General features: G+C 55.7%; 14 protein-coding genes. 12 read left to right on the forward strand and 2 right to left on the reverse strand.

The annotated features are described in order from the left end of the window. The 3 genes from BMY55_RS15125 to ccmI are packed head-to-tail and all read left to right on the forward strand — an operon-like array spanning nucleotide 1 to nucleotide 2194. A complete protein-coding gene (locus BMY55_RS15125) occupies nucleotides 1-564 on the forward strand; it encodes a DsbE family thiol:disulfide interchange protein (RefSeq protein WP_091432770.1) in 564 nt (187 codons plus the stop codon). Next, nucleotides 564-1037, forward strand: a complete 474-nt coding sequence (locus BMY55_RS15130; protein WP_091432773.1) for a cytochrome c-type biogenesis protein — start codon at nucleotides 564-566, stop codon at nucleotides 1035-1037. The genes BMY55_RS15125 and BMY55_RS15130 overlap by 1 nt, the downstream gene beginning before the upstream one ends. Further along, on the forward strand, nucleotides 1034-2194 hold the full coding sequence (gene ccmI, locus BMY55_RS15135) for a c-type cytochrome biogenesis protein CcmI (protein WP_091432774.1): 1161 nt from the start codon (nucleotides 1034-1036) through the stop codon (nucleotides 2192-2194). Before BMY55_RS15130 ends, ccmI begins: the two co-directional genes overlap by 4 nt. A 618-nt stretch (nucleotides 2195-2812) precedes the next feature. Here the strand turns inward: ccmI and BMY55_RS15140 are convergent. Both BMY55_RS15140 and BMY55_RS15145 read right to left on the reverse strand, forming a co-directional pair. Further along, a complete protein-coding gene (locus tag BMY55_RS15140) occupies nucleotides 2813-4939 on the reverse strand; it encodes a protein-disulfide reductase DsbD family protein (RefSeq protein ID WP_245744786.1) in 2127 nt (708 codons plus the stop codon). Nucleotides 4940-5241: 302 nt separating this feature from the next. Next, nucleotides 5242-5574 carry a DUF2933 domain-containing protein gene (locus BMY55_RS15145; protein WP_091433192.1) on the reverse strand — a complete coding sequence of 111 codons (333 nt, stop codon included), beginning with the start codon at nucleotides 5572-5574 and terminating at the stop codon, nucleotides 5242-5244. Between the two features lie 165 nt (nucleotides 5575-5739). Here BMY55_RS15145 and BMY55_RS15150 point away from each other — a divergent pair, with 165 nt between their 5' ends. The 9 genes from BMY55_RS15150 (at nucleotide 5740) to BMY55_RS15190 (ending at nucleotide 12233) form a co-directional block, all read left to right on the forward strand. Then, the gene (locus BMY55_RS15150; protein WP_091432777.1) at nucleotides 5740-6321 is read left to right on the forward strand and encodes a L,D-transpeptidase; all 582 of its coding nucleotides are present in this window, start codon (nucleotides 5740-5742) and stop codon (nucleotides 6319-6321) included. Nucleotides 6322-6353: 32 nt separating this feature from the next. Next, entirely contained in the window at nucleotides 6354-6812 is a 459-nt protein-coding gene (locus BMY55_RS15155; protein WP_091432778.1) for a c-type cytochrome, read from the forward strand. Beyond that, a complete protein-coding gene (locus BMY55_RS15160) occupies nucleotides 6812-7165 on the forward strand; it encodes a hypothetical protein (protein WP_091432781.1) in 354 nt (117 codons plus the stop codon). The genes BMY55_RS15155 and BMY55_RS15160 overlap by 1 nt, the downstream gene beginning before the upstream one ends. 39 nt (nucleotides 7166-7204) lie before the next feature. Beyond that, nucleotides 7205-7792 carry a c-type cytochrome gene (locus BMY55_RS15165; protein ID WP_091432784.1) on the forward strand — a complete coding sequence of 196 codons (588 nt, stop codon included), beginning with the start codon at nucleotides 7205-7207 and terminating at the stop codon, nucleotides 7790-7792. A gap of 1 nt (nucleotide 7793) precedes the next feature. Further along, nucleotides 7794-8693 (forward strand): c-type cytochrome, encoded by a 900-nt coding sequence (locus tag BMY55_RS15170; protein WP_091432786.1) that lies wholly within the window; start codon nucleotides 7794-7796, stop codon nucleotides 8691-8693. 57 nt (nucleotides 8694-8750) lie between these two features. Next, nucleotides 8751-10148: a multicopper oxidase family protein gene (locus BMY55_RS15175; protein WP_091432789.1), complete on the forward strand. Its 1398-nt coding sequence runs from the start codon at nucleotides 8751-8753 to the stop codon at nucleotides 10146-10148. 25 nt (nucleotides 10149-10173) lie between these two features. Continuing rightward, the gene (locus tag BMY55_RS15180; protein WP_091432792.1) at nucleotides 10174-10905 is read left to right on the forward strand and encodes a DsbA family protein; all 732 of its coding nucleotides are present in this window, start codon (nucleotides 10174-10176) and stop codon (nucleotides 10903-10905) included. Nucleotides 10906-11163: 258 nt separating this feature from the next. Continuing rightward, the gene (locus tag BMY55_RS15185; RefSeq protein ID WP_091432795.1) at nucleotides 11164-11655 is read left to right on the forward strand and encodes a c-type cytochrome; all 492 of its coding nucleotides are present in this window, start codon (nucleotides 11164-11166) and stop codon (nucleotides 11653-11655) included. Between the two features lie 101 nt (nucleotides 11656-11756). Beyond that, nucleotides 11757-12233, forward strand: a complete 477-nt coding sequence (locus BMY55_RS15190) for a DUF411 domain-containing protein (RefSeq protein ID WP_091433194.1) — start codon at nucleotides 11757-11759, stop codon at nucleotides 12231-12233. Nucleotides 12234-12310 lie beyond the last annotated feature (77 nt).

The following is a 12310-nucleotide window of genomic DNA, read 5'->3' on the forward strand; positions in this document are numbered from 1 at the left end:
ATGTTACGAGTACTGGCTTTCCTACCGTTCCTGATTGCGGTTGTTTTCGGGGGGTTTCTTCTCTGGGGTTTGAACCCGGATCGGAATCCGAATGAAGTCCCGACCGTGTTGATCTCGCAACCAGCACCAGAGTTTGAACTGGGGCCGGTTGCGGGTCTGGATACCCCGGGCTTGTCGCGTTCAAACTTGATTGGAACCGATTCACCAGTCGTCGTGAATGTCTTTGCGTCCTGGTGCGTGCCATGTCGCGCGGAACATGCAGTGCTGACCAGCTTGGCCGAGCGCGATGGCATCCGGCTTTTTGGCATCAACTACAAGGACGAACCCGAAGACGCGGCGCGGTGGTTGGCCGAACTCGGGAACCCATACACACGGATTGGCTCTGACCTGTCGGGGCGGGCCGGGATTGAGTGGGGCATTTCCGGAGTGCCGGAAACCTTCATTGTCGGCACCGATGGCACCGTGCTCTACCGCTATGTCGGCCCGGTCGTGGGAGAGGAAGCGGTCGGTAAATTTCGCGAGGCCCTGGTCCAAGCCGGTGCCCTGAACAGAGAGGATCTGTGATGTTGCGACTTTTTATACTTCTTCTGGCGATGGCTTTGCCGATGACGGCATTGGCTGTTGAGCCGGACGAAATGCTGGATGATCCGGTATTGGAGGCACGCGCGCGCGAAGTGTCAAAGGGGCTTCGCTGTGTCGTATGTCTGAACCAGGACATCGACAGTTCAAACGCGGGCGTCGCGCGCGATCTGCGGTTGCTGGTTCGTGAACGCATCATGGCCGGGGACACTAACGAAGAGGCCACGGCCTTTATCCAAGCTCGCTATGGTGACTATGTCCTGCTTAGACCGCCCTTGAATGCCAAAACCTACGTCTTGTGGTTTGCACCGCCAACGCTGTTGATCATCGGCGTCGGTGTTGGCTGGATGACGTTGTTGCGCAGGAGAAGGAAGCCTGTTCAAAACAAACTGAGCGAAGCCGAAGAGCAAGAAATCAAACAGTTCATAGATGACCAGAAGGCAGGAGAAAGTACATGATTTTCGTTTGGATGGGGTTGCTGACACTTATTGCAGTCGCCTTCGTTGCCTTTCCCTTGCTGAAGAAGGAGCAGGCACCAACATCTGCGCAGGATTCGACGCCAGCAGTTCTGGTGGATCAGTTGGACGAGGTGCAACGTGACCTTGATCGACGCGTGATATCGAACTCCGAAGCATCGGCTGCGCAGCAGGAGATCAAGCGGCGCATTCTGGCAGCGGCAAGACGCACGGTGTCCGGACAGACTGTCGAGAACACAAGCGGAAGGGTCGGGCTTTGGCTGGCCGTTTTATTCGTGCCGCTTCTGGCTGTCGTATACTATGCCTTCATGGGATCGCCAGAAATCTCAAGCCTGGCCTTTGCAGATCGCCAAGCCGAACGCGCCGAGCAAGAGAAAATTACCGAACTTACAGACAAGCTCTATGCCCGATTGGCGTCCGATCCGGAAGGCGGGCCGTCAGAGGGTTGGATGCTGCTAGGACAGACCTACTATCGTATGGGAGAGTATTCGCGGGCCGCGGCTGCGTTCGAGACCGTAGCGGACCGCGAAGATGCGACTTCGGCGACCTTTTCAATGCTGGCCGAAGCCCTGGTTAGTGCTGAGCAGGGTATCGTGACACCTAAAGCGGAAACCGCCATTGACAAAGCAATCGCGCTGGACCCAACCAACCCTGCGGGTGTTTTCTATAAATCAATGGCCATGGCACAGAAAGGCGAAGAGCAAGCGGCCTATGAGCTGTTGTTATCCAGTCTGGAGGCCGCCGACGGATTCGCATCCTGGATGGAAGTCTTTGTCGCACAAGCCAATCAGATCGGTGAAAAAATTGGCCAGGACCCAATTTCACTGACGGATTATGCACCGATGGCAAACGGTGGGGCAGGACCGACAGCCGAGGACATCGAGGCTGCTGGCGAAATGAGCGCCGAAGATCGTAGTGATTTTATCCGTTCAATGGTGGAGCGACTTGCCGCTCGACTTGAAGAAAACCCTGAAGATCTGGAAGGTTGGATGCGATTGGCGAACGCCTACAAGGTCCTTGGAGAAAAGCAGAATGCGGTTTCGGCTTACGAACAGGCCTCAAACTTGCTTGCTGACCTCGCCGCGAATGATCCACGGCATCAAATTGTAGAGCAGGCATTGTCTGAACTGAAAGAATAACAATGAGTTGGCAAGGGATCTTTGGGAAGGTTCTCGGTGTTCCTTCCGTTTGGGTATGTGAAAGGTCAGCCTGTTTGCACCCACCAATCCAACGCTGACACAGAAAATCCATGACGAACTATCCCAGCGGCTTTGACAAGCCGCTGGTTGATTTCATGCCAAAACCGTTTCCTCAGGTGGGCAATGGCAATCAATTGAGGTCTGGGCGGATCACTTGACCTTACGCCCGTTCATATAGGGTCCGGGCTTGAGCGGATTCTACTCTCAATCACGACACCGTAAACAAAACGGTCGCATCCCGGGCATCTGGCGCAGATATCTTGCCACGGCATTCAAGTGATCCAAGCCTTAAGCCAGGCCAGGCCAGGCCAGGCCAGGAATATTGTGGTCGGGGCGGCATGAAAGCTCGTGTTGATATCCCCATGAAACAGGCATTACCGGGCCATAGCTCTAAGTTGCAATCCGGGGATACCCATGCGCCACCTTGACCTGTCAGAAATCAAGACGCCCTGAAAGATACCGGCTGTGGCGCTAAAGCCTGCGCTGTCAGCAATTCTGCAAACACCGCTGGCCTTGCGCTTCCTGAATTCTGGGGTTTTCCGGTGTCTTTGCGCCGCGCTACTTCTCAAACTCAAGGTTGCTGGAACGAACCTCGCTGATACGAGCGGTTTCCAGAGCCATCATGACATCCTGTGACGACAGGATTTCGGACAAAATAATTCCGTTCGGTGCGCCGGGTCCATAGACAGCATTGAAGGGAATTCCATAGCGGTTGTTTGCTTCAAGGAACCGCGAGATACGTTCGTCGGGGCGCGTCCAATCGGCCTGCATTGCGGTGACACCATCACTGTTCAAGGCGGCCAAGACCGGTTCACGCTCCAAGACCAGAGCCTTGTTGGCTTTGCAAGTCAGGCACCAATCGGCAGTGACATCGACAAAAACCACTTCGCCCTGTGATACACGGCGCGCAATGCCCCCACGGTCGAAGGCGACCCAATTGATCCGCCCCCCTGGTGTTTCAGGCCCTGCCAACGCCTGACGCGCAAGAAGTTCGGCCGAAACCATGGGCAGAACGGCGAGCACGATCACGGTCAGGCCGCGCAGGGAAGGGGACCAGGGGCGCTGAATCAGAACCAGGAGCAATAGAAGTGAAAGGCCGACAACTACGATCATGGAAAGGGGGCCTGCGACGCTGGTCAAGACCCACAAGAGCCAGATTGATGTTCCGAGAAGAAGCCCCCCCAAAACCAATTTCAACCCGACCATCCACCGTCCTGGTTTGGGTAAGACCGACACCAGACCCGGCATGAGAGCTACAAGCAGATAAGGCAGTGCAAGCCCCAAACCCAGCGCTGTGAATACAATCATGATGTCAACGCCACGCCCGGCAAGCGCAAATGCTATCGCCGTGCCCAGAAACGGTGCCGAACAGGGGGTAGCCATTACCGCCCCGAAAAATCCGGTAGCGAAGTCAGCTCCATGACCCGGGGTGCCTCCCGCATTGGACAAGCGAGTCTGGAGTGCGGAAGGCAAAGCCAGCTCGAACAGGCCAAACAGATTTGCGGAAAAGATAACGAGCACAAGGACCATCAATGCCAAGAATGCCGGATTCTGGAATTGCAGTCCCCATCCGACGGACACGCCAAAAAGCTGCAAAACATAGAGGATGGCGGCCAGAGCCCACATGAAACTCATGACACCTGCGGCAGCGGCCAGAAAGCCAATACGAACAGATCGCGAGCCGCGTCCTTGCGCCTTGATCGCCGATGACAGCTTGATTGACAAAACCGGAAGGACACACGGCATCACATTCAAGATCAGACCACCCAGAAAGGCGATCATCGCAATCCAGGCCAATTTGTTCAGACCTGGCACCAGTTGTTCAAGCCTGAACGGCGGTTCCGGTGGATCCGACATCAACTGAGGCGACAGGGTCAGGGCGCGTTCAGGACCGTCTGTCACGGTCAAGACGGGATCGTTATAGGTTTGTTCGTTAACGGTAAGGATCGGGATGCGCGCCCAAAGCCTGCGACCTCCATCCCCGAGCCGGATGTCAGGTTTACCCAAAGCTGTGCCGGCCCCAAGTTCGACAAAAACATCCGGTGACACAAATGCTTTGGCGCTTAGCAACTCAAGCGTCAGGGCTGTCTGCTTTGCGTCGATTGACGCAACAGCAGCCTCAATCCCTGTGTTGTTACCTTCGCTGGGAACACGAGATAAGAAGGTGCTGATGCGCGATGCAGACGCCGTATCGATGTCCGAACCCGGCGGCAGTGACAGAGCCAGTTCAAAGGTATGAGGAACACAGACCTCGGAGCAGGTCAGCAGTTTCACGGTTCCGACCAAATCGACTGGTTCACCCGGCTGTTGAAGAGTGATCTGAAGGGGCAAAACAACGGAATCGTGATAGCCGAAGTTTTCGATACCGAATGCAGTGAACCGCTCCGGGGCTGGCCAGAGCATTTCAACATTTGCGACGTTGCTTGAGCCGCTCCAATCGACCTCGGGGGGGCTGCCAACTTCACCCGGAGAGCGCCAATAGGCTTTCCAGCCTTCGGCAAGCGTCAAGTCAAGACCCGCTGATAGCGTTTCAGTGCCGGATGGAACGCCATCCTGTGCAGAGATCAATTTTGCGGTCACAGATGTCGAGGAATATGCCTCCGACGTCACTGCGATAGCAGGGCTGGTCGCAAGCATTCCCAAACCAAGAATAAGGAGCAACCCAATGTGGCGGGCTCCTGTCATCAGGGATGTAAACATCGTCATGTTCATTAACTCACGGTGCTATGCGTCATTCATTTGCCCCTACCGGGATTTCCGATACGTCAGCAATTGTCAAACCCTGTCGACCATCATCACAAGAAATCGTTCGAACCGGGCTGTCTGCGTCGCCGGTAAACCAGCATCCCTCTGGTGCAGACATTGTCACATTGCCATAGGCAACGGTCGTATTGTCCGGTTTCTCGCATAGCTTGGGTGTCGCGGCACAACCGCTCAGCGCCAATCCAGCCAACACAACACGCAGGGGGCCGGAACCAGGCACCGGATCAACCCTGACGCACTTGCGGAACAGCCGATGACACTTCGCGGATCACAATATCGTGTGTTTCATTGTCGGCCACAGAATCATCGGCCCCAGAATCACTTTTGTGACAGCTCTTGCCCATCACCTTGTGCATCACGAAATGGACGCCGACACAAAGCAGCAAGGGTGCAAAGGTGAACAGGTTATACCCCGCCCCGCCAAACGCGCCGCCTGCCAGGACAAAGCCGACAATCGGTATAAACATGACGACACAACAGGCCAACATCGCAAGATGCATCGGCTTCGACCCCGACTGGGATTGCGCCGTAGGTTTGGTGTCGTTTTGGTCGCTCATGTGTGCCTCTTCCGGATGGGTTGGCCCCATATGCACGCCTAACCTGTAGAAAGGTCAAGGATACATTTCGATACAAAATTTGATGCTCGGAGCAGTTGATGAATGTATCGGATCAGGCGAATAAGCAGCTCAGAAAAACGTCCAACAATCGCGTGGAGACGCAACATGGCAGGCAATGGAAAACTAGACAGGCGTATGGTGATGGCCGGTGCGGCTTCTTTTTTGGCTGCACCAACCATATTACGGGCACAGGAAGTTCCAACGAATATTCAGGAACCCGCGGTGCGGCGAAACATATCTTCCTTCACCCTACATGAATGGAAAGACCATTTCGATAGTTTGGGCAAAGGCATTCTGCTGTCCGATACCGTCTCTCGTGTTCTTCAGCACTGGACAGCGGACGGTGAAATGCGGATTTATCCGACGTCGGTGCCAATCTCGGAAGAATTGACCCGTCGCGGATATACCGAAGTTATCGAAAAGCGAAAAAACCCCAGTTGGGCCCCGACACCATCCATGAGAAAGCGCAATCCGGAATGGCCCGCGATCATAAAGGGAGGCGACCCCGAAAATCCCCTTGGATCACGAGCGCTGTATCTGTCTTGGCAATACTACCGCATTCATGGCACTCAGGATTCGCGCAAAATCGGTCGCAATTCTTCGAATGGATGTATAGGTCTCTACAATGAACAGATCGAAGAAGTATATGACCGTACTCCCGTTGGCACGCAGGTCAAGCTGATCTGATTACCGCAAGAACAAACCCAAAGGAAAAACGAATGAGCAATTGGGGACTTTTCGTGGGCGGTGCGCTGCTGGTTGGCGTCGCGGCAGCCGGATGGCAGGCGTTTCAGCCAGCGCCCGCACAGCAAGGCCATTCCATGGTGCCGCCTGACACGAGCGACATCGCAATGGGTGATCCGATCGAGGACGTTCGGGTGCCCGAGGAATTGTCGGTTGAGGCAGCAATTGGAAAACGCGCGTTTGAGGCCAAGTGCGCAACGTGCCATGGCACAAATGCTGCCGGCCAAAATGGAGTAGCCCCCCCGCTTGTGCATAAGATTTACGAGCCGGGGCACCATGCGGATGAAGCATTCCAAAGGGCTGCGATGGGCGGGGTTCGTTCGCATCACTGGAACTTCGGCGACATGCCTCCTGTAACTGGGATAACACGAGGGGATGTCCAATACATCGCGCTGTATATCCGAGAGCTTCAGCGCGAAAACGGGATCAATTGATGCTCCCAAAGACCGGTGCATTCCTGTTTCGATTGCTCTTTGTTGTTCTGATCGGCGGTTTCGTCGCTTTTGCGAGTGTTCCGGACGTCGCCGATGGCCACGCGGGAAGCTCTGACAGTCTGTCTGAGACGCTCGTGGATGAAAGCGGCGCGGACCACCACGCCGATACCGCATCCAGTTCATCCGGGCATTGCCACCCCGGTCTTGATTGCTTCACTGCCGGAGCCTTTCTTCTGCTTCCGGCATTGTCTGCACCATTGGAGACCGGAAAATCGAAAGTCTGGTTCTCACACCTTGAAAGCGAGAGCTGGGCATCCCTTCCAGACAACCCGCCGCCGCGAAATCAATCCTGACACCAGCAAACTGAAAAAGACTGATCAAGGATTGAAACTATGAAAAAAACGACTGTTATTGCGGCAATCATCGCAAGCTCGACGGCTTTGGCCGCTTTTGCTCATGGCGGCGCAACCGGCGTCGTGAAAGAACGCATGGATGCCATGGCTGACATGGGAAAGGCTGTGAAAGCGGTCACGCCCATGATGCGCGGCGAAATCGCCTATGACGCGGATGTTGTGCGTCAAGCTGCGGCAACGTTCTCTCGTCACGCTGGCGAGACCATGACCAACCTCTTTCCCGAAGGCACCGGTGGTGCGCCCTCAGAAGCCAAAGACTCCGTCTGGACCAAATGGGAGGAATTCTCAGAACTGGCCGAACAGCTTGGTGTTGTTTCCGAAGGGCTGGCAGGCGCTGCTGACAACGGGATGATGGCGTCAGGCGGTGGTGCCGCGTCCACAGACACAATGATGGGCGGCGGTTCCAGCATGACGGGCGGCGCATCCGGCATGATGGGCGGCGCTGACACAACGGAAAGCACCATGACCGTCGCGCAGATTGCTGAAATGCCAGTGGACAGCGCGTTCACAATGGTGACTCAGGTTTGCTCCGCCTGTCACACAAAATTCCGTGCGGAATCAAAGTAAGATGCGCGGTATCAGTAAACTAGCCTTGGGCGTGACGGCATTCGGTGCCTTCACGACCATCGCAATCGTTGCGTGGCCGATCGGGCAGATCAAAGGGCCCATCACTCTTGAAGGAGACGCAAGCAAAGGGGCCTATCTCGCCCGTGCAAGCGGCTGCATTGCCTGCCACACGAATTTTGAGGCAGGTGGTGCTCCTTTGGCTGGCGGAGTAAAACTGGACACGCCTTTCGGCACGCTGTTTTCACCCAATCTGACCACCGACCCGGAACACGGAATCGGTGACTGGACGATTGACGAATTTGCGCGTGCCGTCAGGCAAGGGATCTCGCCGGATGGAGAGCCATACTATCCAGCCTTTACCTATCCTTTCTACGCCAACTTCACCGACCAGGAGATTGCCGACCTTTGGGCTGCTTTTCAGACTGTCCCTGCAGTTGCCGAACCGTCCAAGGAACAGGAAATGCCTTTCCCTTTCAACCAGCGTTGGGGGCTGAAACTGTGGCGTGCCGCGTTTTTGACCACCCCGCGCACAGATCCGGTTGAAGGCAATGGCAACGCCTGGAACCGCGGTCGGGAGCTCGTGGAAGGGGCCACGCATTGTGCAGCCTGTCACACAGGCCGCAACATTGTAGGTGCGCGGAAAACGGACAGCCAGCACTTCAAGGGAAGTGCCGCGTTACCCGGAGGAGGCAAAGCCCCGGCCATCGATTATGAAACGCTACAAATGCGCGGATGGACCGTAGACAGTCTGGCCTATGCGTTGCGAACCGGTATCAAACCCGACGGCGACGCGTTTGGAGGGTCGATGGGAGAAGTTGTAATGTATGGAACCAGGTTTTTGACAGAAGAAGATCAAAGGGCCATGGCAACCTACCTGATGGACGATCACACCGACGGGTGACATAGCGAAACGAAACTAGGGAGGGGGCTGTGGCCCCCTTCCAAAGAAGGACACGGAATGAAACAAACCCGACGAGATGTTTTGCGCATGGGGGCGACCCTGGGACTTGGTACACTGGTGCCAGGAACAATTCGCGCGGCCGCGACCGACCCCACTTTGCTGACTGCCCGCGTTGCAGATGTCCAACTCGCGCCTGCCAACTATCCGCTGACCCAAATCTGGGGCTACGACGGGCAGATGCCGGGAACTTTGATCCGGGTGCAACAAGGCGACCGCATTGCGCGACGGTTTGTCAACGAGCTTCCACAGGCCAGTTCCGTGCACTGGCACGGTCTTCGTATCGACAACGCGATGGACGGGGTGGCTGGGCTGACCCAGGACGCAGTGCCGCCCGGCGGGACATTCGACTATGATTTCACCGCCGATGATGCCGGCACGTATTGGTATCATGCCCACAACCGCTCTATGGAACAGGTCGCCCGCGGGCTTTACGGTGCCCTGATCGTTGATGAAGCGGAAGCGGCTGACATTGACCGGGATGAAATTCTGATCCTCGATGATTGGCGCCTGGACCCGGAAACGGCGCAGTTGGACACTGATTTCGACACCCCGCACGACCGAAGCCACGCCGGGCGTCTCGGAAATTTTGTTGCCACGAACGGATCGCCGGAAACAGAGTTGCCGGTCAAGCCCAACGAACGTCTGCGGCTGCGCCTGATCAACGCGTCCAACGCGAAGATATTCCAACTGGCGCTGTCGGGGCTTGAAGGTTGGGTGATGGCTTATGACGGTATGCCGCTGGACGTGCCAGAGAAGGTTGAAGGCCCTTTCCTGTTGGCACCTGGGCAACGCATCGATCTGTTTGCCGATGTCACCGCCGCCACAGACGAAGTCGCACATTTGGTTCGCATCGACGATGAAGAAGCTGTTTCGCAAGCCGCTTTTCCAGTTGGTTCTTCCGAGAGTTCAGCCAGCAAGCGCAACACCCCAACGCCGCTGCCACCAAATCCGAACATGTCCGTTCCCGACGTGGACACGGCACGCCGGTTCGACTTGAAGATGGAAGGTGGCGCTATGGGCGGCCTTCAAAGCGCCAAGCTGGACGGCAAGACAATGAACTTTAGCGAATTGGCGGCAGTCAACCAGTTCTGGTCGTTCAACGGCATAGTCGGTATGGACGATACTCCACTTGCGCAGCTATCATCAGGGGAAACCGCACGGGTCAGCATCCAGAACGACACAGTCTTTCCACATGCCATGCACTTGCACGGTATGCATTTTCGCGAAGTCTTGAAAGATGGTAAACTTGGCCCCCTCAGGGATACGCTGTTGGTGTTCAGGGGTGAAACACGTGAGATCGCCTTTGTCGCTGGCAAACCCGGCAAGTGGCTATTCCATTGCCACATGTTGGCTCATGCAGCAGCGGGCATGGCGACCTGGATTAGCGTGACATGAACAAATTAATATATGGGAGAACAGCATGAAACTGAGAAATGGAATTCTCGCTCTGGCCATCGGTCTGGCGACGCCGTTTGGAACATGGGCGGACGAGTTAGATGAGGGCAGAATCAAGGAACTGGCCCTTGAAGCGATCCGTGAAAACCCCAGCATCATCATGGAAGCCGTCTCGATCCTGGAACAACAGAAAGCCACCGACATCGAGGCCGCCCGCGCAGATGTTCTGACCAATCAGCGCAACTTGCTGGAACTGGATCCGAATGCACCGGTGCTGGGCAATCCGGATGGGGATGTAACGGTGGTGGAGTTCTTCGACTACAACTGTCCCTATTGCCGCCGAGCGATGGACGAAGTGCAAGGACTGCTTGAGGATGATGCGGATGTGCGACTTGTTTATCGCGAGTGGCCTATTCTGGGAGAAGGATCGGTTTTTGCTGCAAAGGCTGCATTGGCAGCCCGGGAACAGGGGAAATACGAAGCATTCCATTGGGCGCTGATGGGTATGAGTGGTCGTGCAGAAGAAGCGTCTGTCATGCGCATCGCATCTGAAGTCGGACTGGATATCGACCAGCTGCGCCGGGATATGCAAGCACCTGAAATCGAAGAACATATCTCGACCTCGATGAATCTTGCGCAATCCCTGGGCTTCAATGGCACACCATCATTTGTGATCGGTGATGAACTGGTGCCGGGGTTTGTAGAGAAATCCCAGTTGGTTGAAATCGTCGATGCGACGAGAAAGGCAGCAGAATGATCCCAGACTGCTGGTGGTCCAGCGATGTTTGACGACTGTTGGAACGAACACCATTTTTCAAAGGGAAAGGTTGGACGTGATCCCTGATGGTAAAATGTCGCTTGCTCCGTGCGCCGTCGAACCTTTGACGGCAGATGCTGACCACACATGGCGGATCGGGGATGTTCGAACAGTCGCTGCGCAGACATCATGGCAATCCAGGATGAGGTATCATGATGAAAAAGAGAACGTTCACTAACCACAGCACGGAGAGAAACGATGTCACGAACCAAGCTTGTGATTGCTGCGGCTGTCGCCATATTAGGTATTTTGAGCGCCGCGGCCTTCCTAGGCTCCAACGATGCAAAAGCCGGGCCACCAAAGCAACCGGCGAATTCTGATACCGAGGCCGGTGCGAAGTTGTATGCTGAAAACTGTGCTTCGTGCCACGGGGCGCAGTTGGAAGGTGAACCCGATTGGCGCAGCCCGAAAGATGACGGCACTCTACCCGCTCCCCCCCATGACCAGACCGGCCATACCTGGCATCACGGAGATGCGCTGCTGTTCAATTACACAAAACTGGGCGGGCAGGCGGCCCTGGAGGCAAGCGGCGTCACCGATTTTGTCAGCAGTATGCCCAGTTTTGGCGACCAATTGAGCGAGCAGGAAATCTGGGATATTCTGGCGTTCATCAAGTCAACCTGGCCCGACCGGATGCGCGAAACCCAGAAAGTGCGGACGGAAGGCGAACAGATGCAGGGTAGCTCGTAAGCGACACGGTTTGACCTTTGTCATGTTGTGATATCGCGCCAATGATAAAATACAATGAAATAAAATCACCAACCCACCCACCAAACATGGAAGCGAACCAAATGACCAATCTTACACTTAATCGCCGCGCAGTTCTGTGTGCTATCGGAGCCGCCGGGCTTGGACTGAGTATGCCTGCTCTGGCTGGCACAGGCCCGTTGATGCAAGTCGTCAAGGATCCGAATTGTGGATGCTGCGGCGCATGGGTCGACGTCATAAACGAAGCAGGATTTGAAACGGAGGTCAGCGAAGTCCCCTATGAAGCGCTGGTGCGTCTGAAGCAGGAAAGTGGAATCAGCGAAGAGATGGCGTCTTGCCACACGGCCCGTGTGGAAGAATATGTCATTGAAGGTCATGTGCCACCAGCCGACATCCGCCGCCTGTTGAGCGAACGACCAGACGCAATCGGCTTGTCAGTTCCGGGCATGCCGTGGGGATCACCCGGCATGGGTCCTGAAAGCGAACGCGATGCCTATGCGGTATATATAATCCGTAAAGACGGGACGACCGAAGTCTTTACCGCTTATGACGCCGCGTGATGGGTATCATCAATCCCGTAAGCTCTGCGTGAGTGTGTCAGATGGGGCCGCGTTCGCCCTGATCCAGAAAATACACC

Source organism: Aliiroseovarius sediminilitoris, from assembly GCF_900109955.1.
In the GTDB taxonomy this organism is placed as follows: Bacteria; Pseudomonadota; Alphaproteobacteria; order Rhodobacterales; family Rhodobacteraceae; genus Aliiroseovarius; species Aliiroseovarius sediminilitoris.

Excerpts from the sequence above, each read along its gene's own strand:
- BMY55_RS15125 (WP_091432770.1), top strand. The coding sequence starts at position 1 with ATGTTACGAGTACTGGCTTTCCTACCGTTCCTGATTGCGGTTGTTTTC.
- BMY55_RS15130 (WP_091432773.1), top strand. The coding sequence starts at position 564 with ATGTTGCGACTTTTTATACTTCTTCTGGCGATGGCTTTGCCGATGACG.
- ccmI (WP_091432774.1), top strand. The coding sequence starts at position 1,034 with ATGATTTTCGTTTGGATGGGGTTGCTGACACTTATTGCAGTCGCCTTC.
- BMY55_RS15140 (WP_245744786.1), bottom strand. The coding sequence starts at position 4,939 with ATGACAGGAGCCCGCCACATTGGGTTGCTCCTTATTCTTGGTTTGGGA.
- BMY55_RS15145 (WP_091433192.1), bottom strand. The coding sequence starts at position 5,574 with ATGAGCGACCAAAACGACACCAAACCTACGGCGCAATCCCAGTCGGGG.
- BMY55_RS15150 (WP_091432777.1), top strand. The coding sequence starts at position 5,740 with ATGGCAGGCAATGGAAAACTAGACAGGCGTATGGTGATGGCCGGTGCG.
- BMY55_RS15155 (WP_091432778.1), top strand. The coding sequence starts at position 6,354 with ATGAGCAATTGGGGACTTTTCGTGGGCGGTGCGCTGCTGGTTGGCGTC.
- BMY55_RS15160 (WP_091432781.1), top strand. The coding sequence starts at position 6,812 with ATGCTCCCAAAGACCGGTGCATTCCTGTTTCGATTGCTCTTTGTTGTT.
- BMY55_RS15165 (WP_091432784.1), top strand. The coding sequence starts at position 7,205 with ATGAAAAAAACGACTGTTATTGCGGCAATCATCGCAAGCTCGACGGCT.
- BMY55_RS15170 (WP_091432786.1), top strand. The coding sequence starts at position 7,794 with ATGCGCGGTATCAGTAAACTAGCCTTGGGCGTGACGGCATTCGGTGCC.
- BMY55_RS15175 (WP_091432789.1), top strand. The coding sequence starts at position 8,751 with ATGAAACAAACCCGACGAGATGTTTTGCGCATGGGGGCGACCCTGGGA.
- BMY55_RS15180 (WP_091432792.1), top strand. The coding sequence starts at position 10,174 with ATGAAACTGAGAAATGGAATTCTCGCTCTGGCCATCGGTCTGGCGACG.
- BMY55_RS15185 (WP_091432795.1), top strand. The coding sequence starts at position 11,164 with ATGTCACGAACCAAGCTTGTGATTGCTGCGGCTGTCGCCATATTAGGT.
- BMY55_RS15190 (WP_091433194.1), top strand. The coding sequence starts at position 11,757 with ATGACCAATCTTACACTTAATCGCCGCGCAGTTCTGTGTGCTATCGGA.